This is a genomic window from Pseudomonas sp. FG1 (genome assembly GCF_034313875.1).
In the GTDB taxonomy this organism is placed as follows: Bacteria; Pseudomonadota; Gammaproteobacteria; order Pseudomonadales; family Pseudomonadaceae; genus Aquipseudomonas; species Aquipseudomonas veronii.
In genome coordinates this window covers 1,701,623-1,726,948 of sequence record NZ_JAVIWP010000001.1, presented here as the reverse complement: position 1 = coordinate 1,726,948, position 25,326 = coordinate 1,701,623, and the positions used below count along the sequence as shown (strand labels likewise).

Below are 25,326 nucleotides of genomic sequence, written 5' to 3'. Positions count from 1 at the left end.
CGGAATGTCTTCCTTGCTACGCGCCACCCTGATCACCCTGGCCCTGCTGACCGGCGCCGGTTGCACCAGCAAACCGGTGCTCAACACCCAGCACGACTTGCCGGCGGGTGCCCAGGTCAGCGAAGAACAAGTCAAACAGGTGATCGTCACCGCCCTGCAAAAACGCGAATGGACCGTGCAACGCCTGAGCCCGCAACTGGTGCAGGCTGAGATCACCGTGCGCAATCAGTTCTACGCCGCCATCGACATCCGCTACACCCGCAACAGCTACGCCATCACCTACCGCGACAGCCGCGACCTGGGCTACAAGGACGGCAAGATCCATCGCAACTACAACCGTTGGGTGAGCATGCTGGATCGGGACATCATGGCGGGGTTGCGTTCGGCGGGGATGCAGTAACCCCGGAAACGACAAAGGGCGCCGTTCGGCGCCCTCTTCACAAACCGCTGGGCTTGTCATCGCCGCGTCCTGCCTGGCTCTGCAAGCGCTGACAAAACGCAGCTGAACTCACCGCACCCCTAGCGCGCTGCGAACCGCCGCCTTACGCGTCAACAACTCCACGAACGCCTGCGCCATCGGCGTTTGCGCGCCCTTGCGCTGCACCAGCCACACCGCCGTCACCGCCTCCTGGTCGAGCAGGGTGCGATAGACCACGCCATCGATGCGGATGCGCTGGTAGGACGCCGGCAGCACCGACACGCCCAACCCCGCCGCGACCAACCCGATGATCGTCATCGCCTCCCCGGCCTCCTGGGCAAAGCGCGGGCTGAAGCCGGCGTCGCGGGCCAGGTTGAGCAGTTGCGCGTAGAGACCGCTGCCGTAGCTGCGCGGGAAAAACACGAACGGCTCCTCGGCCAACTGCGCCAGGTGCAAGCCCCGCTCGCTGCCTTGCACCAAGGGATGATCGGCGTTGAGCACCGCCACCAAAGGTTCGCGCATCAACTCCACCACACTCAGCGAGTCCGGCAACGGCAACGGGCGCATCAAGCCGACCTGGATCGACTCATCCACCAGCGACTCGGCCACCTCGGTGCTGCTCATTTCCTGCAAACTCAGGTGGACCGCCGGGAACGCCTGGCGAAACGCAAAGATCGCCTGGGGGATGCTCGAATTGAACGGCGCCGACGACGTGAAGCCGATCTTCAGTTCGCCCAGCTCACCCAACTGCGCCCGGCGTGCCACATCCGCGGCCTTATCGACTTGCGCCAGCACCAGTCGCGCCTCGTGCAGGAACAAGCGCCCGGCTTCGCTCAGTTCGACCCGACGGTTGGTCCGCTCGAACAAACGCGCGCCCACCTCGTGCTCCAGCGCCTGGATCTGCTGGCTCAGAGGCGGTTGCGAGATGCCCAGCACCTGCGCGGCCCGGCCAAAATGCAGCTCTTCGGCGACGGCGATGAAGTACCGCAGGTGACGTAATTCCATAGCAGCCTCATTAGGTCGTTAAAGCTATCAAACAGGTCGAATAATATATTGGAAAGAATCATTAGGCAGCTATATTCTTTTTTGCATTGCCGGTCCTGGCAGGCTTTTCCTCCCCGAGGTCCCCGTGAAATCTGCTGTCGCTCCATTCGCTCAAGAAGTCCCGCCGACTGCCCTGGATAAGAGGGTGGAGCAGCTCACTGACACGTACATCGAAAAAGGCACACCGATGTTCATGCGGACCGTGCTGGCGCTGTTCTGCGGCGGCTTCGCGACGTTTGCCCTGCTGTATTGCGTGCAGCCGATGATGCCGGCGTTGTCCCACGAATTTTCCATCAACGCGGCGCAAAGCAGCCTGGTGCTGTCGGTGTCCACGGCGATGCTCGCCCTGGGCCTGCTGATCACCGGGCCGATTTCCGACACCCTGGGGCGCAAGCCGGTGATGGTCGCCGCGTTGTTCTGTGCCGCCCTGTCCACCATCGCCAGCGGCCTGATGCCAAGTTGGGAAGGGATTCTGCTGATGCGCGCGCTGCTGGGGCTGTCGCTGAGTGGCCTGGCCGCCGTGGCGATGACCTACCTGAGCGAAGAGATCCACCCGCAGCACATCGGCCTGGCCATGGGCCTGTACATCGGCGGTAACGCCATCGGCGGCATGAGCGGGCGCCTGATCATCGGCGTATTGATCGACTTCGTCAGCTGGCACACCGCCGTGCTGATCATCGGCGCCCTGGCCCTGATCGCCGCGACGGTGTTCTGGAAAATCCTCCCCGAATCGCGCAACTTCCGCGCCAGCAGCCTCAAGCCGCGCAGCCTGGTGGACGGCTTCGTCATGCACTTCAAGGACGCGGGCCTACCGTGGTTGTTCCTCGAAGCCTTCCTGCTGATGGGCGCGTTCGTGACGATGTTCAACTACATCGGCTATCGCCTGCTGGCCGACCCGTATGACCTGAGCCAGGCCGTGGTCGGCCTGTTGTCGCTGGTGTACCTCTCGGGCATCTACAGCTCGGCGAAAATCGGCGCGCTGGCCGACCGCCTCGGCCGCCGCCGTGTGCTGTGGGCCACCATCGTGTGGATGCTTGGCGGCATCGGCCTGACCCTGTTCACTCCGCTGTGGCTGGTGATACCCGGCATGCTGGTGTTCACCTTCGGCTTCTTCGGCGCGCACTCGGTGGCCAGCAGCTGGATCGGCCGTCGCGCGGTGAAAGCCAAGGGGCAAGCGTCGTCGCTGTACCTGTTCTGCTACTACGCGGGGTCAAGCGTCGCCGGCACCACGGGGGGGTTCTTCTGGCATTTGGCCGGGTGGAACGGGATTGGCGGGTTTATCGTCGCGCTGTTGCTCGGCGCGTTGCTGGTGGCGTTGAAGTTGGCGAAATTGCCGCCGCTGGCCTCGGCTTGAGGCGCAGCGCCCTAGAACGACATCCGCACCATCACCCGCTTGCCCCGGCGCTCGTGCATAACCACGGCACCGATGTGCATCACCAGCATCAGCAACAAGGCCACGCAGGACAGCACATGCACGCGGGAGTACCAGACGATGCTGGCCGGGTCACTGTGAAACGGTGCGAAGGAGACCAGGTTAAAGAGGTTGATCGGGCGATCCATCATCAGTACCCCTGTTGCCAGCACCATTGCCAACACCACATACATGGCCTTATGCACCCATAGCGCCAGGTATTCCCGTGGTGAACGCCTGACGGAAAAATCCAGGCCGTGGGTAAAGGAGCAATAAACCCGCACGACAAACACCGGGATGTACAGGGTGGTCAATGACACATTGAAAAAAAACACCCACGCTTTGACCGAGGCCGGCACGGCGAATATCGCCACGACAGAACCTGACAATAGCGCCCACACGATGATGACGGCCGAAACCCAATGCAGCAGTTTCTGGCACGTTGAATAGTCAGCGGTATTCATCCAGCGATCACCTGACAACGGACGCCAATCACTGGCGAGTGGAAAAGTTGGGCAGGATTTTTTCTTGGGCGGACAACGGCAGCCGTAGGAGAAGTCCTAAAGACCACAGACTACCAAGGCAGGACTTAACAAGAGCTGAAGCGCAACGAGCCCCCGCCTGCCGGGCAGACGGGGGCTCGATTCAGGCGGGGACGCTGTTACTCGTGATACTGCGCCGACAACTCATGCACCGCGCGCAAGAACGCGCCGGCATGTTCCGGGTTCACTTCCGGCGTAATGCCGTGACCCAGGTTGAACACATGCCCGCTGCCCTTGCCGTAGCTGGCCAGGATGCGCCCGACTTCAGTGCAGATGGCTTCTGGCTTGGCGTACAGCACGGTCGGGTCCATGTTGCCTTGCAGCGCAACCTGGTTGCCGACGCGACGGCGGGCGTCGCCGATGTCGCAGGTCCAGTCCAGGCCCAGGGCATCCGCGCCGGCATCGGCGATGCTTTCCAGCCACAGGCCGCCGCCCTTGGTGAACAGGATCACCGGCACTTTACGGCCTTCGTGTTCGCGGATCAGGCCGCTGACGATCTTGCGCATGTAGGCCAGGGAGAACTCCTGGTACGCCGCCGCCGACAGGTTGCCGCCCCAGGTGTCGAAGATCTGCACCGCTTGCGCGCCGGCCATGATCTGGCCGTTGAGGTACGAGGTGACCGACTGCGCCAGCTTGTCCAGCAGCAGGTGCATGGCCTGCGGGTTGTCGTAGAGCATGGCCTTGGTCTTGCGGAAGTCTTTCGACGAGCCGCCTTCGACCATGTAGGTGGCCAGGGTCCAGGGGCTGCCGGAGAAACCGATCAGCGGCACGCGGCCATTGAGCTCGCGGCGGATGGTGCTGACGGCGTCCATCACGTAACCGAGGTCTTTGTGCGGGTCCGGGATCGGCAGCGCTTCGATGTCGGCCAGGGTGCTGATGACTTTCTTGAAACGCGGGCCTTCGCCGGTCTCGAAGTACAGGCCTTGGCCCATGGCGTCAGGAATGGTGAGGATATCGGAGAAGAGGATGGCCGCATCCAGCTCCGGGTAGCGGTCCAACGGCTGCAGGGTGACTTCGCAGGCGAACTCCGGGTTCATGCACAGGCTCATGAAGTCGCCGGCCTGGGCGCGGCTGGCGCGGTATTCCGGCAGGTAGCGACCGGCTTGACGCATCATCCACACAGGGGTGACGTCTACGGGCTGCTTGAGCAGGGCACGAAGGAAACGGTCGTTCTTGAGGGCAGTCATGTCGGCATCCGCAAAAAAAGTACGGGCATTTTCTCAGAGCGCGACGCAAAAGGCACGGGATGAGCCGTGCCTTTTATCTATCGGGTTGATTTACGACAATCTCTTGGGCATATCAAAACCAAATGTGGGAGGGGGCTTGCCCCCGATTGCAGTGTGTCAGTCTCAGTATCTTTAACTGGACTACCGCTATCGGGGGCAAGCCCCCTCCCACATTTTGGCCACATTTCAAAGATGAAATGGGTCAGACCTGCAGGTAGTCCAGGATACCTTCGGCGGCGTTGCGGCCTTCGAAGATCGCCGTCACTACTAGGTCAGAGCCGCGCACCATGTCGCCACCGGCGAAGATCTTCGGGTTGCTGGTCTGGTGCTTGTACTGGCCTTGTTCCGGGGCGACGACGCGGCCCTGGCTGTCGGTCTGGATCTGGAACTGCTCGAACCACGGCGCCGGGCTTGGGCGGAAGCCGAAGGCGATGACCACGGCGTCGGCCGGGATGATCTCTTCGGAACCCGGGATCGGCTCGGGGCTGCGACGGCCACGGGCGTCCGGTTCGCCGAGACGGGTCTCGACCACTTTCACGCCTTCGACGCGGTCTTCACCGACAATCGCGATCGGCTGGCGGTTATAGAGGAATTTCACGCCTTCTTCCTTGGCGTTCTTCACCTCTTTGCGCGAGCCCGGCATGTTCGCTTCGTCACGACGATACGCACAGGTCACCGACTTGGCGCCCTGGCGGATCGAGGTGCGGTTGCAGTCCATCGCGGTGTCGCCACCGCCCAGCACCACGACCTTCTTGCCTTTCATGTCGATGAAGTCTTCCGGCGACTTTTCAAAGCCCAGGTTGCGGTTGACGTTGGCGATCAGGAAGTCGAGCGCGTCGTACACGCCCGGCAGGTCCTCGCCGGCAAAGCCGCCCTTCATGTAGGTGTAGGTGCCCATGCCCATGAACACTGCATCGTATTCGGCGAGCAGTTGTTCCATGGTCACGTCTTTGCCGACTTCGGTGTTCAGGCGGAACTCGATGCCCATGCCGGTGAACACTTCACGACGATTGCTCAGCACGGTTTTTTCCAGCTTGAACTCGGGGATGCCGAAGGTCAGCAGGCCGCCGATTTCCGGGTTCTTGTCGAACACCACCGGGGTCACGCCGCCACGCACCAGCACGTCGGCACAGCCCAGGCCCGCCGGGCCCGCGCCGATGATCGCGACGCGCTTGCCGTTCGGCTTGACCTTGGACATGTCCGGGCGCCAGCCCATGGCGAAGGCGGTGTCGGTGATGTACTTCTCCACCGAACCGATGGTCACCGCGCCGAAACCGTCGTTGAGGGTGCAGGCACCCTCGCACAGACGGTCCTGCGGGCACACCCGGCCGCAGACTTCCGGCAGGGTGTTGGTCTGGTGCGACAGCTCGGCGGCGGCGAGGATGTTGCCCTCGGCCACCAGTTTCAGCCAGTTGGGAATGAAGTTGTGTACCGGACACTTCCATTCGCAATACGGGTTACCGCACCCCAGGCAGCGGTGGGCCTGGTCGGCCGACTGCTGGGGTTTGAAGGGTTCGTAGATTTCCACGAACTCTTTCTTGCGTTGACGCAACAGTTTCTTCTTCGGATCTTTGCGCCCGACATCGATGAACTGGAAGTCGTTATTCAGACGTTCAGCCATGTTAAAACCTCATCAAACTCTTCAGGCGCATATCACTGCGGGTTGGCACGGATGCTGGAAAGCAACGATTTCAGGTTGGCAGCCTTGGGCTTGACCAGCCAGAAACGACGCAGGAAATCATCAAGGTTCTCGGCGAGGTTACGACCCCATTCGCTGCCGGTTTCCTCGACGTACTCGTCCAGCACGTGCTGCAAGTGGTTACGGTGGGATTCCATCGCTTCGCCGCTGATCCGCTGGATCTCGACCAACTCGTGGTTGACCCGGTCGACGAAGGTGTTGTCCTGGTCGAGCACGTAGGCGAAACCGCCGGTCATGCCCGAACCGAAGTTGTAACCGGTCTTGCCCAGTACCGCGACAAAGCCCCCGGTCATGTACTCGCAGCAGTGATCGCCAGTGCCTTCCACCACGGTGTGGGCACCGGAGTTACGCACAGCGAAACGCTCACCGGCGGTACCCGCGGCGAACAGCTTGCCGCCGGTGGCGCCGTACAAGCAGGTGTTGCCGATGATGGCACTGTCCTGGGTCTTGTAGACGCTGCCTTTAGGCGGAACGATCACCAGCTTGCCGCCGGTCATGCCCTTGCCCACGTAGTCGTTGGCGTCACCTTCCAGGTACATGTGCAGGCCGCCGGCGTTCCACACGCCGAAGCTCTGGCCCGCGGTGCCCGTGAAGCGGAAGGTGATCGGCGCCCTGGCCATGCCCTGGTTGCCGTGCTTGCGCGCGATTTCGCCGGAGATGCGTGCGCCGATGGAGCGGTCGCAGTTGCAAATGTCCAGGCTGAATTCGCCGCCGCTGGCGTCGTTGATCGACGAAGCGGCCATCTCGACCATCTTCTCGGCCAACAGACCTTTGTCGAACGGTGGGTTGCGGTCCACCTGGCAGAATTGCGGCTTGTCTGCCGGGATGTGATCGCTGCCCAACAGCGGCGTCAGGTCCAGGTGTTGTTGCTTGGCGGTCTGGCCTTCGAGGATGTCCAGCAGATCGGTGCGGCCGATCAGCTCTTCGAGGGAGCGCACGCCCAGCTTGGCCAGCCACTCACGGGTTTCTTCGGCGACGTAGGTGAAGAAATTCACCACCATGTCGACGGTGCCGATGTAGTGATCCTTGCGCAGCTTCTCGTTCTGAGTGGCGACGCCGGTGGCGCAGTTGTTCAGGTGGCAGATGCGCAGGTATTTGCAGCCCAGGGCGATCATCGGCGCGGTGCCGAAGCCGAAGCTTTCGGCGCCGAGGATTGCGGCCTTGATCACGTCGAGGCCGGTTTTCAGGCCGCCGTCGGTTTGCACCCGGACTTTGCCGCGCAGGTCGTTGCCGCGCAGGGTCTGGTGCGTCTCGGCCAGGCCCAGCTCCCACGGTGCGCCGGCGTACTTGATCGAGGTCAGCGGCGAAGCGCCGGTGCCGCCGTCGTAGCCGGAGATGGTGATCAGGTCGGCATAGGCCTTGGCCACACCGGCGGCGATGGTGCCCACGCCGGCTTCGGCGACCAGTTTCACCGAGACCAGGGCCTGCGGGTTGACTTGTTTGAGGTCGAAAATCAGCTGCGACAAGTCTTCGATCGAGTAGATGTCGTGGTGCGGCGGCGGCGAAATCAGGGTCACGCCCGGCACCGCATAACGCAGCTTGGCGATCAGACCATTGACCTTGCCGCCTGGCAACTGGCCGCCTTCACCGGGCTTGGCGCCCTGGGCGACTTTGATCTGCAGCACTTCGGCGTTGACCAGGTATTCCGGAGTTACGCCGAAACGGCCAGTCGCCACTTGCTTGATTTTCGAGCTCTTGATGGTGCCATAGCGCGCCGGGTCTTCGCCGCCTTCGCCGGAGTTGGAACGCGCACCCAGGCGGTTCATGGCTTCGGCCAGGGCTTCGTGCGCCTCGGGCGACAAGGCGCCCAGGGAAATACCGGCGGAGTCGAAGCGCTTGAGGACCGACTCGAGCGGTTCGATTTCGCTGAGGGCCAGCGGCGTATCCAGGGTTTTCACCTTGAACAGGTCGCGGATCATCGACACCGGACGGTTATCCACCAGCGCGGTGTATTCCTTGAACTTGGCGTAGTCGCCCTGCTGCACGGCAGCTTGCAGGGTGCTGACCACGTCCGGGTTGTAGGCGTGATACTCGCCACCGTGTACGAACTTGAGCAGGCCGCCTTGCTGGATCGGCTTGCGCGCACTCCAGGCTTCGGCCGCCAGGGCTTTCTGCTCGGCTTCGATGTCGACGAAACGCGCACCCTTGATGCGGCTCGGCACACCACGGAAGCTCAGCTCGCAGACTTCTTCCGACAGGCCAATGGCCTCGAACAACTGCGCGCCACGGTAGGAAGTGACGGTGGAGATGCCCATCTTCGACAGGATCTTCAGCAGGCCCTTGGTGATGCCTTTACGGTAGTTCTTGAACACCTCGTAGAGGTCGCCCAGCACTTCACCGGTACGGATCAGGTCACCGAGCACTTCGTAGGCGAGGAACGGGTACACCGCCGAGGCGCCGAAACCGATCAGCACCGCGAAGTGATGCGGGTCGCGGGCGGTGGCGGTTTCCACGAGGATGTTGGAGTCGCAGCGCAGGCCTTTTTCGGTCAGGCGGTGATGGACCGCGCCGGTGGCCAGGGAGGCGTGGATCGGCAGCTTGCCCGGTGCGATGTGACGGTCGGTCAGCACGATCTGGGTACGCCCGGCGCGCACGGCTTCTTCGGCCTGGTCAGCGACATTGCGCACCGCGGCTTCAAGGCCGAGGCTCTCGTCGTAGTTCAGGTCGATGATCTGGCGGTCGAAGCCCGGACGCTCCAGGGTCATCAGCGAACGCCACTTGGCCGGGGAAATGACCGGCGAGCTGAGGATCACGCGGGAGGCGTGCTCAGGCGATTCCTGGAAGATGTTGCGCTCGGCGCCGAGACACACTTCCAGGGACATCACGATGGCTTCACGCAGCGGGTCGATCGGTGGGTTGGTCACCTGGGCGAACTGCTGGCGGAAATAGTCGTATGGCGTGCGAACGCGCTGGGACAGCACGGCCATCGGCGTGTCGTCGCCCATCGAGCCGACCGCCTCGTAGCCTTGCTCGCCGAGCGGACGCAGCACCTGGTCGCGCTCTTCGAACGTGACCTGGTACATCTTCATGTACTGCTTGAGCTGGTCGATGTCGTAGAACGCCGAACCGTGGTCGTTGTCTTCCATGGTCGCCTGGATGCGCAGGGCATTCTTGCGCAGCCATTGCTTGTACGGGTGACGGGACTTCAACCGGTTGTCGATCGCATCGGTGTCGAGGATCTGCCCGGTTTCGGTGTCCACGGCGAGGATCTGGCCAGGGCCGACGCGGCCTTTGGCGATCACATCTTCCGGCTGGTAGTTCCACACGCCGATTTCCGACGCGAGGGTGATGAAACCGTTGGTGGTGGTCACCCAACGCGCCGGGCGCAGACCGTTACGGTCGAGCAGGCACACCGCGTAGCGGCCGTCGGTCATGACCACGCCGGCCGGGCCGTCCCACGGTTCCATGTGCATCGAGTTGTACTCATAGAACGCCCGCAGATCGGGGTCCATGGTCTCGACGTTCTGCCACGCAGGCGGAATGATCATCCGCACGCCACGGAACAGGTCGATGCCGCCGGTGACCATCAGTTCGAGCATGTTGTCCATGCTGGAGGAGTCGGAGCCGACGCGGTTGACCAGCGGGCCGAGCTCTTCCAGGTCCATCAAATCGTTGGCGAACTTGGTGCGACGGGCCACGGCCCAGTTGCGGTTGCCAGTGATGGTGTTGATCTCGCCGTTGTGGGCGAGGAAGCGGAATGGCTGGGCCAGCGGCCATTTCGGCAGGGTGTTGGTGGAGAAGCGCTGGTGGAACACGCAGATCGCGGTTTGCAGGCGCTCATCGCTCAGGTCCGGATAGAAGGCGGTCAAGTCCGCCGGCATCATCAGGCCTTTATAAATGATGGTCTTGTGCGAAAAGCTGCAGATGTAGTGGTCGGTGTCGGCGGCATTCGACACGGACGAGCGACGACGCGAGGTGAACAGCTTGATCGCCATGTCCTGGTCGCTCAGGCCGTCGCCCGCGATGAACACTTGTTCGATCTGCGGCAGGCGCTCCAGGGCCAGGCGGCCGAGCACGCTGGTGTCGATCGGCACTTTGCGCCAGCCGACGAGTTGCAGGCCAGCCGCGAGGATTTCGCGGTTCATGTTCTCGCGAGCGGCTTCGGCTTTGACCGGGTCCTGGTTGAAAAACACCATGCCCACGGCGTACTGCTTGGGCAGCTCGACCGCGAAATGCTGTTTGGCGATGGCGCGCAGGAACAGGTCGGGCTTTTGAATGAGCAAGCCACAACCGTCACCGGTCTTGCCGTCGGCGTTGATCCCACCGCGGTGGGTCATGCAGGTCAGGGCCTCGATGGCCGTTTGCAAAAGGGTATGACTGGGTTCGCCCTGCATATGGGCAATCAGGCCGAAACCGCAGTTATCCTTGAATTCATCGGGTTGGTACAGACCTGCTTTCATAGACACTTTCTCACCAGGCTGCCTCTTATATCGAGGCAAATTTCTTTTCAATTCAACCAGTTACCTTCCACGCCGAACGTTCGCCGGCTTTGCAGGGGCAAAAGGGAGGTCATTGTACACACCGACACAGACGCTCACAAATTTAGCGACGAGATGTCGCAAATCTATGTCGCATTTATGAAAGGTTTAAAGCGATATGCTGTGCTAGTCAAAACTTTTTTAATTTTGACCGCTACGACTCAAAAGCCACTGTGACGCAGACACCACAATGCGCGCGGCCTTGAGGGCTGCACGCACTTGCGGTTTTTTTTGAGGTGCCGGGAGGGCGGCCTGGGTAAGGCCGCCGAATCTTCAGCGAGTTGCTGCCAGTTCTTGTTGAACGCTGGCAACAGTGCGAGGCCAAGGTTTACCAGCCTGAACCTTCGCTGGCAAGGCTTTGATAGCGGTATCGGCGGCGGCACGGCTGGAGAAGCTGCCGTAAGTGATCACGTAAAGCGGCTTGCCGTTGAGCACCTTCTTGAAATAACGGTACTCGCCGCCCTGCTCTTTGACGAAGGCTTGAGCATTGGCTTCAGAGCTGGTGCCGAGGATCTGCACCACGAAGTTACCGCTGGGCTGGCTGGTGTACCAGCTGCTGCCGGTGGCGCCGGCCTTGGCGACAGTCACCGGTTTTTCCGCCGGTTTGGCGGCCGGAGCTGGCTTGGCGACAGGCGCTGGCGCGACCGGCTTGGCGACGGGCGCCGGTTTGGCGGTCGCGACCGTAGGCGCAGGTACAGGCACAGGCGTTGGTTTTGCCGCCGGTTGACCGGCAGGCACGCCCACTGGCGGCGCGGTGGTGGTCACGGTCGGCGGTGTGCTGCTGGAGCCTTCCACTGGCACGCCGTCGTCGCCTTCGGAGATACCGCCGGCCGCTTCGGCGAGCGGGCCGCGCATGACAGGCTGACCGACCATCGGCAGGTTGGTCGGTTGGCCGGAGTTGGCGAACTCGACATTCGGCGTGGGTTTACCCAGTGGTAACTGCGCCTGTTCGGTTGGCGCGCCGGCAGGCGTCGGTGCCTTGCTGCGACCCGGGATCAACCAGGCGGCGGCGACAGCGACCACGACAACGGCGGAAATAGCCAATACGTGCTTTTTAGGCATAGTGAACCCCATCTTTGGACGCTTGACCGCAGAGCGGCTGGCAATCATGGCTTCAATCATCGCATCGCGGGCAACCTGGTTGATGGTGCCAGGCCAGCCGTCGGAGCTTTCGTGAATATCAGAGATCTGCTGAGCGGAGAAAAGTTCGATGCCCTGCCCGGCGCCTTCGAGGCGTTGTGCCAGGTATTCACGGGTTTCTTCCTCTTCATACGGCTGCAATTCGATGACGTGGAACAGCTCCTGCTCGCCGCTGATCTGCTCCAGAGCGGCGATCAGGGACGATTCACCGAACAGGAACACATGCGGACGACCTTCCGGCGTACCCGCTGCCAGCGCCAGCAGCGCTTCGAGGGCCGACTCGTCAAGCTGCTCGGCGTCGTCCACCAGCAGGTAGACTTCCTGGCCGGTCAGGCCCAGTTGCACCACTTGCTTGAGAATCGCATTCGGCTCGGCGCTGGCAACGTCCAGGGCCTGGGCCACCTGACGCAGCACGCCCGCCGCATCGCCGGCGCCACGCGCCGACACCACTACGCTTTGCACCGATTGCTTGTTAGTGCTGGCGACCAGCGCCTGGCGCAGCAGGGTCTTGCCGCTGCCCAGCGGGCCGGTGACGACCAGCAACAGCTGGCTGTAGCGCGCGAGGTGATGCAACTGCCCGAGCACCGACTTGCGCTGCGCAGGGAAGAATTTGAAACCAGGCACCCGTGGAGCGAAGGGGTCGTGGCTTAACTGGTAATGGCCGAGGAACGCCTCGTCGGCATGCAAACTAGTCATCGGGCTCTTATTAACCTTTAAGCTGGGCCAGGGCGCGGTAATCCGCTCCCAGCGTGGCCTGTAGAATCTCTTTCGGATAATCGTCGGTCACCACCGCTTCGCCCATGCGGCGCAGCAGCACCAGTCGCAGTCGACCGTCGATCACTTTCTTGTCTATCGCCATATGTTCGAGGAAATCCGCCTCGCTCATTTCCTCGGGCGGGATCACCGGCAACCCGGCGCGCTGGAACAGGCGGATGCCCCGATCCCGCTCCTGGGCGCTGATCCAGCCCAGGCGTTGCGACATCTCCAATGCCATCACTGTGCCAGCCGCTACGGCTTCCCCATGCAACCACACACCATAGCCCATGTGCGTTTCGATCGCATGGCCGAAGGTGTGGCCCAGGTTCAAGGTGGCCCGTACACCGGACTCCCGTTCGTCGGCATTCACCACCAGCGCCTTGGCCGCACAGGAACGGGAGATCGCTTCGGTCAGCGCCACCTGGTCCAGCGCGCGCAGGGCGTCGACATGTTCTTCCAGCCAGGTCAGGAACGGCTCGTCGCAGATCAGCCCGTACTTGATGACTTCCGCCAGGCCCGCCGACAGCTCGCGCGGGGGCAAGGTGTTGAGGGTCGCGGTGTCGATCAGCACAGCCTGGGGCTGGTAGAACGCGCCCACCATGTTTTTGCCCAGCGGATGGTTGATGCCAGTCTTGCCACCCACCGACGAATCGACCTGGGACAGCAAGGTGGTCGGCACCTGGATGAAATCCACGCCGCGCTGGTAACAGGCGGCCGCAAAACCGGCCATGTCACCAATCACGCCGCCACCGAGGGCGACCACGGTGGTGCGCCGGTCATGGCGTGCGGTCAGCAGGCCATCGAAGATCAGTTGCAGGGTTTCCCAGTTCTTGTGGGCTTCGCCGTCGGGCAGCACCACGGAGATCACCGAGTACGCCGCCAGGCTGCGGCTCAGACGCTCAAGATACAGCGGCGCGACCGTTTCGTTGGAGATGATCGCCACTTGCCGCCCGGCAATATGCGGTGCGAGCAACTCGGGCTGGTCGAGCAGACCTTCGCCAATATGGATCGGGTAGCTGCGCTCGCCTAGATCGACCTTAAGTGTCTGCATGTGTCCCCGCGTTGAAGATGTATTGACGACCGGCAACGTCGTGATCCGACGTCGCCTGATGGCTCTACGCCACACCCCACAGGGTGATGACGCGCCGCCGAGAATAGCGCATTTCGGGCCTGGCTTTAACGGGGTGGCAGCCGTTGCAGGCGCTCGAGAATGTCGAGCACCACCATCCGAGGTGGCCGCTCATCGGTTTCCACCACCAGATCGGCGATTTCCCGATACAGCGGATCGCGCAGCGCCAGCAGATCCCGCAGGGTCTTCGCCGGGTCGGCGGTGCGCAGCAGTGGGCGATTGCGATCACGCGCGGTGCGCCCCACCTGCTGCTCGACCGACGCATGCAGATAGACCACCCGACCACCGGCATGCAATGCCCGGCGGTTCTCCTCGCGCATCACGGCACCGCCGCCGGTCGCCAGGACCACGCCATCGCAAGCGCACAGCTCGGCAATCATCGCCTGCTCACGGTCACGAAAGCCCAGTTCGCCTTCCTTATCGAAGATCCACGGGATATTGGCACCCGAGCGCACTTCAATTTCCTTATCGGAGTCTTTGAATGGCAGGCGCAGCTCTTTGGCCAGCAAACGGCCGATGGTGCTTTTTCCAGCCCCCATCGGTCCTACAAGAATCAAATTTCGCACAGAATCAACGACTCACAGCAATCGCCTGGTTATTCATAATACGCGGAGTCAGGAATACCAGCAGCTCGGATTTTTTTTCTGCCAGCACATCGCGCCGGAAAAGGCGGCCAAGATACGGCACATCGCCCAAAAATGGCACTTTATCTAGCACTTTGCTTTGGGTATTGGAGAAAACTCCGCCGATGACGATGGTCTCGCCGTCCCTGACCAGCACCTTGGCGTTGACCTCGTTTTTCTTGATCGGCGGTACGTCGTTGAGCTTGTTCAGGTAATCCGGCTCATCCTTGGTGACTTTGACCTCCATGATCACGCGGTCGTCGGGGGTGATTTGCGGGGTGACTTCCAGGGACAGCGAAGCCTCCTTGAACGACACCGAGGTGGCGCCGCTGGAGCTGGATTCCTGGTAGGGAATCTCGGTGCCCTTGAGGATGCGCGCGGTCTCCTTGTCGGACGTGACCACCTTGGGCTGCGAGACAATCTCGCCGTTGCCGGTTTTTTCCATCGCGGTCAGTTCCAGGTCCAGCAGCAGGTTGTCGGTGATAAACGCGACACCCAGGCCAGAAGTGTTGGTGAGCGCCCCCAAGTCGACAAAGGGCGAGCCGGACGGGTTTTCCACAGGCTCGGTGCCTGGCTCCGGAGGTTTCTCGACACCGCCGGCGCCCCAGTTGCCGCGATTGATCCGCCCTCCCCAGCGCACGCCCAGGCTTTTGTCGTAGTCGACATTGGCCTCGACAATCCGCGCCTCGATCATCACCTGGCGCACCGGAATATCCAGCTGCGCCACGATGCGTCGCAGCTCTTCCAGGCGTTCGCCGGTCTGGTAGGCAATGATGTTATTGGTGCGGTCATCCACCGCCACCGAGCCGCGTTCGTCGGTGGCGCCTTCCAGGCCGGTCACCGACTGGAACAACTTGGCCAGGTCCGCAGCCTTGGCGTAATTGACCTGCAACAGTTCGCGCCGCAACGGCGCCAGTTCAGCCATCTGCTTGCGCGACTCCAGCGTCAGCAGCTCGCGCGCGGCCAACTCGTCGGCGGGCGCCACCAATAGCACCCCGGCCTTCACCCGCTGGTCCAGCCCCTTGCTTTGCAACACCAGGTCCAGCGCCTGATCCCAAGGCACGTCCTTGAGCCGCAGGGTGATCGAACCTTGCACATCGTCGCTGGCGACCAGATTCAGGCCCGCCACATCGGCAATCTGCTGCAACACGGCGCGCAGCTCGATGTTCTGGAAGTTGAGGTTCAGCTTGTCGCCGGTATAGGTACCTGATGCCGCACCGCCGGGAGGCGGCAGTTGGATCAGATCTACACGATTGGGCACAGCAGCAGCCATCGGTGCCGTGAACGCTATCCATAGCGCCACACCGAAGGACGAGAAAGTCCTTTTCATTGTTTGATTCCGTTATGAGTTGACGTTCAGCACGAGGGTCCGCGGGCGTTCCAGCCACGCGCCCTGTTCATCGGGAAACAATTCGAGCAATTCCACATGGCCCTCATCAATAGCCGTGACCCGACCGTGGTCCGGCCCCAGGTAATCGCCGACCGCCAGCCTGTGGACGCTGGCGGCGGCACGCAGCAGGGCGAAGGTCTGCGCGCCTCGGGACAGCGTGCCGACCATTTCGAACTGGTCGACGGCGATACCTTCCAGGGCGCCGCGGGCACGCCCGAGGTCCGGTGCGAGCGCGGGCCGGCCGGGTACGTGACCGACCTGCAAGGCGCGCGGCTGGAACGGATCACGCAAGGCCAGCGCGTCATAGACAAAGCGCGGCCCCGGCTCGACGGCCGGGGCCGACTGACCGCCCGACGACGGATTGCGATAGGTCTTGGCCACCAACTCCAGGCGCAACCCTGCCGCATCAGCTCGAAGCGCCACATCATGCACCGTGACGATGCGCGGCAAGCCGCCCAAAGCGCTCACAAACATCGCCAGGTCGTGATAAGCCCCGGTGACGCCCAGGCGTAACGGCTGCTCGATATAGAGCGGCCGGGGCTGTTCATCCAACACCACGATAGCGTCGACGAGCACCCCATTGGCCGCCCCCAGGCGAGCGATATCTTCGAGCAATGCGGGCACCTCGGATGCACTGGGCAACTGCTGCATCAGCCCGGCAAAACGCGCCTGCATCGCCTGAAACCGCTGGCTGCGCGCCTCCAGGCTGGCGGCAAGGCCAGCCTTCTGGGCCACCTGTCGCTGCAAGACGACGCCCTGCGCCTCAACCGTCTGCAACCATTGCCGCGAGGGGCTCAGGTACGTCCCATCGCCCACCCACAGCACCAGGCCAGCGAGCGCGCAGCCGAGCACGACCTTGGCGGGCAAGGGCCATTTCGCAGCGTTGTGGGTGAGAGCGGAAAAGTCGAGCCTGGGCAGGCTCACGGTTGGGCCTCGACGGACTCTCCCTGGCGCACCATCAATTGAAATTCGTTGCCGCCCTGGCCATCTTCCATCCGCACATGTTGCAGCCGAGTGGCATGGGCGCCTTCGGAGGCTTGCAGGCGGCGCATCAGTTGGGCGATGTCCTGGCTGGAATCGGCGCTGCCACGGATGCTGACCGTATCGCCCTTCGCCACGACCTCGTGCAAATGCACGCCGTCTGGCATCGCGCGGGCCAACTGATCCAAGAGCTGGGCACCGGCCGAGCGGGCTTCGTTCAAGTCCTGCACGACCTTCATGCGCTCCGCCAATTGCTGGCTTTGTTCCTGCAGGTCATCGATGGTCTTGATGCGCGAGTCGAGGACGGCAGCGTCCTTGTCCAGGTGGCTATTGCGCGTCACTTGTCGATCGATCGCCCGGTCGATCACCTGATCGGCCAACCACACGGTTGCGAACGCCACGCAGACAAACGCCAGCAGCAGCCCCAGAAAGAATTTGCGCCGCCGTTCCGCCAGCGCCTGGCGCCAGGGCAAAAGGTTGATTAGTGTCTTCAAGCGAAACTCCTCAGGGCCAACCCGCAAGCAATTCCCATCCCGCGGGCATCCGCGGCCCATTGTGCGCCATCGACTCGATGGCCCGGCGTGAAGCTGGCGAAATCCTGACTGCAAGCGCGTGCGAATGCAAATGCTTCCACATCCACCACCTTCGGCACCAGCCCAGCCAGGGTCAAAACCGCGACCCGAGCCTCTACCTGGGCCTTATGGCACGCCGCGAGCAATACATCAACCCGTGCCAGGTTCTGGGCCGATGGCCCGCGAACCTGGAAATCCAGGGCCATCTCATCCAGCGGATAAGGGATGTACTGGTCGGCCTCCATCTGGATCATCCAGGTCATTTCTTCCTCACTGAGCCCCGCGTCCAACTCGATCACCCGGGTAATCACCGAAGCTCCCGCCACGGCCACGGCCGCTTGGCGGGCCGAGGTGCGCGAGCGGGCCAATGCCTGGGACAACGTCTGTCCCACGCCGTCGAGGTCGAGCACGCTGCTGTCGACTACCGCCTGGGGCGGTAGCGCCTGTGTGGCGTAGCTTTGCACGCTGTAACCGGCGGGCGAGTGACCGAGTTCGATCAACCGGATGCCGGTGTCCTGGATGTCGACACCCAGGACGGTATCGACTTTTCGCCTGAAAAATCCCTTTTCCATAAAACTCCCTAAAACTTTCCCTGTCATACCGCCTGATTGGCGCGTGGCAGCGTGCATTCGGTCGCCTTGTTTGCGAGGCGCGAATGACGCCCCAAGCCGAAAATGCTTTAATGCCCAGCGTTTTTTCCCGCTTTTTATCTGCAGCCAGGGTCGATTCATCGTTTGCCATGCATGCCCCGGCGCCTAACCCATTCTTTTCTCTGGAAATCCAAAAGCCTTGATTCGTCTGCTGAAGTTTTTCGGGTACTCCATTGTCGCCATCGTTTGCGGGCTGCTGCTCGTCCTCAGCGGCGCCTACCTCTACCTTAGTCCGGGATTGCCCTCCGTAGAGGCCCTGAGAAGCATCCAGTTGCAGATTCCTTTGCGGGTCTATAGCAGCGATGAAAAACTGATCGCAGAGTTCGGCGAAATGCGCCGTACCCCGATTCGTTTCGCGGATATTCCACCCAACTTCATCAACGCCCTGCTGTCGGCCGAGGACGATAATTTCGCCAATCACTATGGCGTCGACCCCAGCAGCCTGGTGCGGGCCGCCACGCAATTGGTAAAAAGCGGACACATTCAATCCGGCGGCAGCACGATCACCATGCAGGTGGCGAAGAACTTCTTCCTCACCAGCGAACGCAGCTTTTCACGCAAAGCCACCGAGATCCTGCTGGCACTGCAGATCGAGCGGCAGCTGACCAAGGACGAAATCCTTGAGCTGTACGTCAATAAAATCTACCTGGGCAACCGCGCCTACGGCATCGAAGCCGCGTCCCAGGTCTACTACGGCAAGTCGATTCGCGACGCCAGCCTGGCGCAGATGGCCATGATTGCCGGCCTGCCCAAGGCGCCCTCGCGCTTCAACCCGCTGGCCAACCCGGCACGCAGCAAAGAGCGGCGCGACTGGATTCTGGGGCGCATGTACAAGCTGGGCAAAATCAGCCAGAGCGCCTATGAAAGCGCGGTGGCCGAGCCGCTGAACGCCAGTTACCACGTACCGACCCCGGAAGTGAACGCCCCTTATATCGCGGAGATGGCACGGGCCGAGATGGTCGGCCGTTATGGCAGCGAGGCCTACACCGAAGGCTTCCGTGTGACCACGACCGTTCCGAGCGACTTGCAGGAAATCGCCAACAACGCGGTGCATGAAGGCCTGATCACCTACGACCAGCGCCATGGCTACCGCGGCCCCGAATCGCGCCTGCCGGGCAAGACCCTGAGCGCCTGGACCACCGAACTCGGCAAACAGCGCACGATCAGCGGCCTGGAACCGGCCATCGTCACCCAGGTGAAGAAGGACGGCGTGCAGGTACTGACCCGCACCGGCGAAGCGCATGTGGCGTGGGACAGCATGAAATGGGCGCGCCCATTCCTGAACACCAACAGCATGGGGCCGATGCCCAAGCAGCCGTCGGACGTGGCGCAGGTGGGTGATTTGATCCGCGTGCAACGTCAGAAGGACGACAGCCTGAAATTCAGCCAGGTGCCGGTCGCCCAAGGCGCCCTGGTCTCCCTCGATCCGCAGAACGGCGCGATCCGTGCCCTGGTCGGCGGCTTCGCGTTCGAGCAGAGCAACTACAACCGTGCCACCCAGGCCAAGCGCCAGCCGGGTTCGAGCTTCAAGCCGTTCGTCTACAGTGCCGCCCTGGACAACGGCTACACCGCCGCCAGCCTGGTCAACGATGCACCGATCGTGTTTGTCGACGAGTACCTGGACAAGGTCTGGCGTCCGAAGAACGACACCAACACCTTCCTCGGCCCGATCCGCATCCGCGAGGCGCTGTACAAGTCGCGCAACCTGGTGTCGATCCGCTTGCTGCAGGCGATGGGCGTGGGCAAGACCATCGACTACATCACCCGCTTTGGTTTCAACAAGGCGGACCTGCCGCCGAACCTGTCCCTGGCCCTGGGGACGGCGACCCTCACGCCGATGGAAATCGCCACCGGCTGGAGCACGTTTGCCAACGGCGGCTACAAGATCACGCCGTACCTGATCGACAAGATCGAAAGCCGCAATGGCGACACCCTGTTCACCGCCAACCCGCCACGGGTGCCGGGTGATGTGGTCAATGGCGTGGCCGCCAGCGATGGGCTGGCCGCACCGAGCAACGGCGGTATCACCATCGAACCGACCCCAGGCGTCACGCCGGCGGCGAACCCGGGCGCCGCGCCTGAACCGCAAGCGCCGGCAGTGGCCGAACGCGTGGTGGATGGCCGCACCACCTACATCCTCAACAGCATCCTGGAAGACGTGATCAAGAAAGGCACCGGCCGCCGAGCACTGGCCCTGGGCCGCGCGGACATCGCGGGCAAGACCGGTACCACCAACGAATCCAAGGACGCCTGGTTCTCCGGCTACAACGCCGACTACGTGACCACCGTATGGACCGGCTACGACCAGCCGGAAAGCCTCGGCCGCCACGAGTTCGGCGGTACCGTCGCGCTGCCGATCTGGATGAGCTACATGGGCGCCGCCTTGAAGGACAAGCCGCTGCATACCCAGCCGGAACCGGAAGGCATCCTCAGCCTGCGGATCGACCCGATCAGCGGCCGCGCAGCATCGCCGAGCACGCCGAATGCGTACTTCGAGCTGTTCAAGAGCGAGGACACGCCGCCGTCGATCAACGAGCTGGGCAATGGCGTGGCGCCGGGCAGCCCGCTGCCGGCGGATGAGGCGGCACCGATCGATCTGTTCTAAGCCCATGCGGTCAACCCTGTGGGAGGGAGCTTGCTCCCGATGGCGGTGTGTCAGTCACCAGGTTCATTGACTGACAGTCCGCCATCGGGGGCAAGCCCCCTCCCACATGTGGATCTGCACAAGGCTTGCGTCAATCGCCAGACAGCAAAAAGCCCCGACTCGCAAGAGCCGGGGCTTTTGGTTGGTGCGCTACAACGGCTTAGCCGTTGAACACATCATCCACGCTTTGCAGCGGGTAGTTTTTCGGATACGGCAGGGTGGCCACACCGGTCTCGATCGCAGCTTTGGCCACGGCGTCGGAGATCACGGTGATCAGGCGCTTGTCCATTGGTTTCGGAATGATGTACTCACGACCGAATTCCAGCTTGGCGCCACCGTAGGCATCGCACACGTCCTGAGGCACCGGCAGCTTGGCCAGTTCACGCAGGGCGTTGGCGGCCGCCACTTTCATTTCTTCGTTGATGCGCTTGGCGCGAACGTCCAGGGCACCGCGGAAGATGAACGGGAAGCCCAGCACGTTGTTGACCTGGTTCGGGTAGTCCGAACGGCCGGTCGCCATGATCACGTCGTCGCGGGTGGCGTGTGCCAGTTCCGGCGCGATCTCTGGGTCCGGGTTGGAGCAGGCGAACACGATCGGGTTGGCTGCCATGGCCTTCAGGCCTTCAGCGCTCAGCAGGTTCGGGCCGGACAGGCCGACGAATACGTCGGCACCGTCGAGGGCCTCAGCCAGGGTGCGCTTGGAGGACGGATGCGCAAACATCGCCTTGTACTGGTTCAGGTCGGTACGCTCGGACTGGATCACGCCCTTGCTGTCGACCATGTAGATGTTTTCCAGCTTGGCGCCCATGCTGACGATCAGCTTCATGCACGAGATGGCCGCAGCGCCAGCGCCCAGGCAGACGATCTTGGCGTCAGCCAGGGTTTTGCCAGCGATTTCCAGGGCGTTGATCATGCCGGCCGCGGTAACGATCGCGGTGCCGTGCTGGTCATCGTGGAATACCGGAATGTCGCACTGTTCGATCAGAGCCTTTTCGATCTCGAAGCACTCAGGTGCCTTGATGTCTTCCAGGTTGATGCCACCGAAGGTGATGGAAATGCGCTTGACGGTGTCGATGAAAGCCTGCGGGCTCTCGGAATCGACTTCGATGTCGAACACATCGATGCCGGCAAAGCGCTTGAACAGCACGCCTTTACCTTCCATGACTGGCTTGGAAGCCAATGGGCCGAGGTTACCCAGGCCAAGAATCGCGGTGCCATCGGAAATCACTGCAACCAGGTTGCCTTTGCCGGTGTATTTGTACGCCAACTCAGGGTCACGGGCGATTTCACGGACGGGCTCGGCAACGCCAGGGCTGTAGGCCAGCGACAGGTCGCGAGCGGTGGCAGTGGCTTTGGTGAGCTCTACACTCAGCTTTCCTGGACGAGGAAGGGCATGATATTCGAGAGCGGCAGTTTTCAAATCAGACATATCGGCATTCCGCTTTTACTGTTGGTCGACGGACCGCCGAGGATACTCGTGTCGTAAAGCCCCTACAAGACTGGGCAGTCACCGGTGTCAAGCGCCGTACACTACGACTTTCGGCCAAGAGCCACGGGACACAAGGGCTCAACTGTTCACAATCGACTTGAAAAATGTCTACAATTTTTCCTCGAGTGTCGATTTCAACCACTGCAACTGCGCTGGAGTGCCTGCTTAGCCGAGCAAAGCCTGATGACCGAGGCGGGCCTGGGCCCCCGCCAGCCAAATCGCGGGCACAAAAAAGGCGCCCGCAAGGGACGCCTTTTTCAACAGCTGGCAAAAGCCCATAGGGCCTTTGAGCCTTACTCTGCTGGAGTAGCAGGCTTCTTGCCGAAAGCACCAAAGCGATCTGCGAAGCGCTGTACACGGCCGCCAGTGTCCAGAGTTTTCTGCTTACCGGTGTAGAACGGGTGGCACTCGTTGCATACGTCAGTGCCCAGTGGCTTGCACAGGTTCGAACGGGTTTCGAACTTGTTGCCGCAGCTGCAGGTGACTTCGATGGTTTCGTACGCTGGATGGATACCGGCTTTCATGGTGACTTCCTCAGGCTAGCGTGCCGCCACTCGACACCATTGTCGAATACCGCACGTAATTAGGCCGCGGATTCTACCAGACCTTTTTAAACGCGCAAGCGCCGCTCTGCATCGATTCAGCACACCAAAGCCCCTTTCATCCGAAAACCGCGGCATACCCAACGCATCCCTCGTCTGCTAGGCTCCCGCCCTTCGTCATCACCCTCCTTTATAGAGAACCCCTGCGTGCCCGACGCCATTTTGCGCCTAGCCCTGCCCTCGCCCCTGCGCCGCCTGTTCGACTACCGGGCCCCGGCCGGCGTGCTGCGGGCGCAGTTGCAGCCAGGCATGCGGGTGCGGGTGCCGTTCGGGCGCAGGGAAATGATCGGCATCCTGGTGGAGGTGGCCGATCACAGTGAAGTGCCGGCGGAAAAGCTCAAGCCGGCCGTGGCCATCCTCGACACCACGCCGCCGCTGCCGCCAGCGTTGTTCAAGCTGTGCCTGTGGACCGCCCAGTATTACCAGCACAGCCTGGGCGACACCTTGAGCTGGGCGCTGCCGGTGCTGCTGCGCCAGGGCGAACTGGCCGAAGCGCGCCAGGAACGCTTCTGGTCGACGGTGCCCGGCGCGCGCCTCGACGACCCGCGCATCGCCCGCGCCCCGCGTCAGCGTGACGCCCTGGCGACACTGGCGCAGCATCCCCATGGCGTGGCCCACCAGCTCTTGAGCAAGCTGATGCTGAGCAAAGACAGCCTCGACCTGCTGCTCGCCAAAGGCCTGGTGCAGGTCGAGATCCGCAAGCACGCCCCGGACCCGCGCCATGAACACTGGCTGGCCCAACCGGAATTGCCGCTGAACCCCGAGCAACGTGCGGCCTATGAAGCCATTCGCGCAGGTTTTGACTGCTTTCACGCGTTCCTGCTGGCCGGCGTGACCGGCAGCGGCAAGACCGAAGTCTATCTGCAGTTGATCCGCGAAACCCTGCAAGCGGGCAAACAGGCGCTGGTGCTGATCCCCGAGATCAACCTCGGCCCGCAGACCCTGGCGCGTTTCGAGCAGCGTTTCAACGCACGCATCGCCCTGGTGCATTCGGCGGTCAATGACCGTGAGCGCCTGGAGTCATGGCTGGCGGCGCGGGACGGCGAGGCCGACATTATTATCGGCACCCGCTCGGCGCTGTTCACCCCGATGAAAAACCCCGGGCTGATCATCATCGACGAAGAACACGACGGTTCGTACAAACAGCAGGAAGGCCTGCGCTACCACGCCCGCGACCTGGCCCTGGTGCGGGCGCGTCAGGAAGACATTCCGATCGTGCTGGGTTCGGCCACGCCGTCCCTGGAAAGCCTGCATAACGCCTACACCGGCCGCTATGGCCTGCTGCGCCTGAATGAGCGCGCAGGCGGCGCCAAGCAACCGCGCTTCCTACGCCTGGATGTAAAAAGCCGGCCATTGGACAGCGGTATTTCCGGGCCGATGCAACAAGCCATCGGCCAGACCCTCGCCGCCGGCCAGCAAGTCCTGGTGTTTCTCAACCGTCGCGGCTTCGCGCCGACCTTGCTGTGCCATGACTGCGGCTGGATGTCCGAATGCGAACGCTGCGATGCGCGCATGACCGTACACCAGCGCCATGGCGAGTTGCGCTGCCATCACTGCGGCCATGTGGAACGAGTACCGCGCCATTGCCCGCAATGCGGCAAAGTCGACCTGCGACCGGTCGGCGCGGGCACCGAACGCGCCGAAGAACGCCTGGGCATTCTGTTCCCGGACTACCCGGTACTGCGGGTCGATCGCGACAGCACCTCGCGCAAGGACGCGATGAACCAGCTGTTCGCCACCATCCAGAAGGGCCAGCCGTGCATCCTGGTAGGCACGCAGATGCTGGCCAAGGGGCATCACTTCCCACGGGTGACCCTGGTGTCGATCCTGGATGCCGACGGCGGCTTGTTCTCCGGCGACTTCCGCGCCAGCGAGCGCATGGCGCAGTTGATCGTGCAGGTCGCCGGCCGTGCCGGGCGCGCCGAGGAGCCGGGCAAGGTGATCATCCAGACCCACCTGGCCGACCATCCGCTGCTGATCCAACTGACCGAACAAGGTTATTTCGCGTTTGCCGAGCAGGCCTTGAGCGAACGCCGCGCCGCCGGCCTGCCGCCTTTTGCCCACCTCGCGCTGCTGCGCGCCGAGGCGCACAAGCCGGGGCAGGCGGAAGGTTTTCTCGATGAAGCCTGCAGCGCCGCCGAGCGCCTGCTCGGCGAGTTGGGCCTGAGCGGCATCGAATTGCTCGGCCCGGTGCCCGCGCCCATGGAACGCCGCGCCGGACGCTACCGCGCTCAGCTACTCTTGCAGGCAACGTCCCGCGCACCGCTGCATCGGCTGTTAAGTAGCTGGTTACTTGCGCTGGAGCAAATGCCCAGCGGTCGCCAGGTGCGATGGTCGTTGGATGTGGACCCGGTCGATTTGTACTAGCCCTGTAGGAGCGAGCTTGCTCGCGAAAACCCCGAGAGCGCCGCGTAAACCCGAATATCCGCGTTATCGTTGACGATTTTCGCGAACAAGCTCGCTCCTACAAGTGGGCAGGATGCCCTTAAAAAGCCCCGCAGGTCTGGAACGGTTGGCAAGCTCGCCCTCGCC

17 protein-coding genes and 2 pseudogenes are annotated in these 25,326 nt (G+C 62.5%); 4 read left to right on the top strand and 15 right to left on the bottom strand.

Annotated features, from left to right (window positions below):
* Positions 1-4 precede the first annotated feature (4 nt).
* A complete protein-coding gene (locus RGV59_RS07970; protein WP_017849849.1) occupies positions 5-400 on the top strand; it encodes a hypothetical protein in 396 nt (131 codons plus the stop codon).
* 108 nt (positions 401-508) lie between these two features.
* Here RGV59_RS07970 and RGV59_RS07965 read toward each other — a convergent pair whose 3' ends face one another.
* The gene (locus tag RGV59_RS07965) at positions 509-1,423 is read right to left on the bottom strand and encodes a LysR family transcriptional regulator (RefSeq protein ID WP_102617209.1); all 915 of its coding nucleotides are present in this window, start codon (positions 1,421-1,423) and stop codon (positions 509-511) included.
* A 124-nt stretch (positions 1,424-1,547) separates the two neighbouring features.
* Here RGV59_RS07965 and RGV59_RS07960 point away from each other — a divergent pair, with 124 nt between their 5' ends.
* Positions 1,548-2,816: an MFS transporter gene (locus tag RGV59_RS07960; RefSeq protein WP_126585350.1), complete on the top strand. Its 1,269-nt coding sequence runs from the start codon at positions 1,548-1,550 to the stop codon at positions 2,814-2,816.
* Between the two features lie 11 nt (positions 2,817-2,827).
* On the opposite strand, the gene RGV59_RS07955 is transcribed toward RGV59_RS07960, so the two are convergent.
* The 11 genes and pseudogenes from RGV59_RS07955 to pilM form a co-directional block, all read right to left on the bottom strand.
* Positions 2,828-3,337: a cytochrome b/b6 domain-containing protein gene (locus RGV59_RS07955; protein WP_017849852.1), complete on the bottom strand. Its 510-nt coding sequence runs from the start codon at positions 3,335-3,337 to the stop codon at positions 2,828-2,830.
* Positions 3,338-3,534: 197 nt separating this feature from the next.
* Entirely contained in the window at positions 3,535-4,602 is a 1,068-nt protein-coding gene (gene hemE / locus RGV59_RS07950) for a uroporphyrinogen decarboxylase (RefSeq protein ID WP_017849853.1), read from the bottom strand.
* Positions 4,603-4,843: 241 nt separating this feature from the next.
* Entirely contained in the window at positions 4,844-6,262 is a 1,419-nt protein-coding gene (locus tag RGV59_RS07945) for an FAD-dependent oxidoreductase (RefSeq protein WP_017849854.1), read from the bottom strand.
* 32 nt (positions 6,263-6,294) lie between these two features.
* Complete coding sequence (gene gltB / locus RGV59_RS07940) at positions 6,295-10,740, bottom strand: glutamate synthase large subunit (protein ID WP_017849855.1); 4,446 nt, start codon at positions 10,738-10,740, stop codon at positions 6,295-6,297.
* A 351-nt stretch (positions 10,741-11,091) separates the two neighbouring features.
* Positions 11,092-12,654 carry an SPOR domain-containing protein gene (locus RGV59_RS07935; protein WP_046490816.1) on the bottom strand — a complete coding sequence of 521 codons (1,563 nt, stop codon included), beginning with the start codon at positions 12,652-12,654 and terminating at the stop codon, positions 11,092-11,094.
* 10 nt (positions 12,655-12,664) lie between these two features.
* Complete coding sequence (gene aroB, locus RGV59_RS07930) at positions 12,665-13,765, bottom strand: 3-dehydroquinate synthase (RefSeq protein ID WP_017849857.1); 1,101 nt, start codon at positions 13,763-13,765, stop codon at positions 12,665-12,667.
* A gap of 125 nt (positions 13,766-13,890) precedes the next feature.
* Positions 13,891-14,409 carry a shikimate kinase AroK gene (gene aroK, locus RGV59_RS07925; protein ID WP_026140392.1) on the bottom strand — a complete coding sequence of 173 codons (519 nt, stop codon included), beginning with the start codon at positions 14,407-14,409 and terminating at the stop codon, positions 13,891-13,893.
* Between the two features lie 4 nt (positions 14,410-14,413).
* Positions 14,414-15,667 (bottom strand): annotated as a pseudogene (locus RGV59_RS07920) (type IV pilus secretin PilQ); the annotation flags it as partial.
* A gap of 141 nt (positions 15,668-15,808) precedes the next feature.
* Complete coding sequence (locus RGV59_RS07915) at positions 15,809-16,780, bottom strand: pilus assembly protein PilP (RefSeq protein ID WP_126585349.1); 972 nt, start codon at positions 16,778-16,780, stop codon at positions 15,809-15,811.
* Positions 16,777-17,331, bottom strand: coding sequence for a PilN domain-containing protein (locus RGV59_RS07910; RefSeq protein WP_126585348.1), 555 nt, complete (start codon positions 17,329-17,331; stop codon positions 16,777-16,779). The genes RGV59_RS07915 and RGV59_RS07910 overlap by 4 nt, the downstream gene beginning before the upstream one ends.
* Complete coding sequence (gene pilM / locus RGV59_RS07905) at positions 17,328-17,981, bottom strand: type IV pilus biogenesis protein PilM (protein ID WP_104904587.1); 654 nt, start codon at positions 17,979-17,981, stop codon at positions 17,328-17,330. The genes RGV59_RS07910 and pilM overlap by 4 nt, the downstream gene beginning before the upstream one ends.
* A gap of 220 nt (positions 17,982-18,201) precedes the next feature.
* Between pilM and RGV59_RS07900 the strand changes: the two genes are divergently transcribed.
* A complete protein-coding gene (locus tag RGV59_RS07900; RefSeq protein ID WP_376741839.1) occupies positions 18,202-20,664 on the top strand; it encodes a penicillin-binding protein 1A in 2,463 nt (820 codons plus the stop codon).
* Positions 20,665-20,863: 199 nt separating this feature from the next.
* On the opposite strand, the gene RGV59_RS07895 is transcribed toward RGV59_RS07900, so the two are convergent.
* From RGV59_RS07895 to rpmE, 3 genes and pseudogenes are all read right to left on the bottom strand, one after another.
* Positions 20,864-22,132 (bottom strand): malic enzyme-like NAD(P)-binding protein, encoded by a 1,269-nt coding sequence (locus RGV59_RS07895; protein ID WP_017849864.1) that lies wholly within the window; start codon positions 22,130-22,132, stop codon positions 20,864-20,866.
* Positions 22,133-22,387: 255 nt separating this feature from the next.
* Positions 22,388-22,471, bottom strand: a pseudogene (locus tag RGV59_RS07890) (thermonuclease family protein); the annotation flags it as partial.
* Positions 22,472-22,485: 14 nt separating this feature from the next.
* Positions 22,486-22,716 carry a 50S ribosomal protein L31 gene (gene rpmE / locus RGV59_RS07885; protein ID WP_017849866.1) on the bottom strand — a complete coding sequence of 77 codons (231 nt, stop codon included), beginning with the start codon at positions 22,714-22,716 and terminating at the stop codon, positions 22,486-22,488.
* Between the two features lie 225 nt (positions 22,717-22,941).
* Here rpmE and RGV59_RS07880 point away from each other — a divergent pair, with 225 nt between their 5' ends.
* Complete coding sequence (locus tag RGV59_RS07880; RefSeq protein WP_017849867.1) at positions 22,942-25,161, top strand: primosomal protein N'; 2,220 nt, start codon at positions 22,942-22,944, stop codon at positions 25,159-25,161.
* Positions 25,162-25,326: the final 165 nt, after the last annotated feature.

Bases quoted from the DNA above. Each gene is read 5' to 3' on its own strand.
- RGV59_RS07970 (WP_017849849.1), top strand. From the start codon at position 5: ATGTCTTCCTTGCTACGCGCCACCCTGATCACCCTGGCCCTGCTGACC.
- RGV59_RS07965 (WP_102617209.1), bottom strand. From the start codon at position 1,423: ATGGAATTACGTCACCTGCGGTACTTCATCGCCGTCGCCGAAGAGCTG.
- RGV59_RS07955 (WP_017849852.1), bottom strand. From the start codon at position 3,337: ATGAATACCGCTGACTATTCAACGTGCCAGAAACTGCTGCATTGGGTT.
- hemE (WP_017849853.1), bottom strand. From the start codon at position 4,602: ATGACTGCCCTCAAGAACGACCGTTTCCTTCGTGCCCTGCTCAAGCAG.
- RGV59_RS07945 (WP_017849854.1), bottom strand. From the start codon at position 6,262: ATGGCTGAACGTCTGAATAACGACTTCCAGTTCATCGATGTCGGGCGC.
- gltB (WP_017849855.1), bottom strand. From the start codon at position 10,740: ATGAAAGCAGGTCTGTACCAACCCGATGAATTCAAGGATAACTGCGGT.
- RGV59_RS07935 (WP_046490816.1), bottom strand. From the start codon at position 12,654: ATGACTAGTTTGCATGCCGACGAGGCGTTCCTCGGCCATTACCAGTTA.
- aroB (WP_017849857.1), bottom strand. From the start codon at position 13,765: ATGCAGACACTTAAGGTCGATCTAGGCGAGCGCAGCTACCCGATCCAT.
- pilM (WP_104904587.1), bottom strand. From the start codon at position 17,981: ATGGAAAAGGGATTTTTCAGGCGAAAAGTCGATACCGTCCTGGGTGTC.
- RGV59_RS07895 (WP_017849864.1), bottom strand. From the start codon at position 22,132: ATGTCTGATTTGAAAACTGCCGCTCTCGAATATCATGCCCTTCCTCGT.
- rpmE (WP_017849866.1), bottom strand. From the start codon at position 22,716: ATGAAAGCCGGTATCCATCCAGCGTACGAAACCATCGAAGTCACCTGC.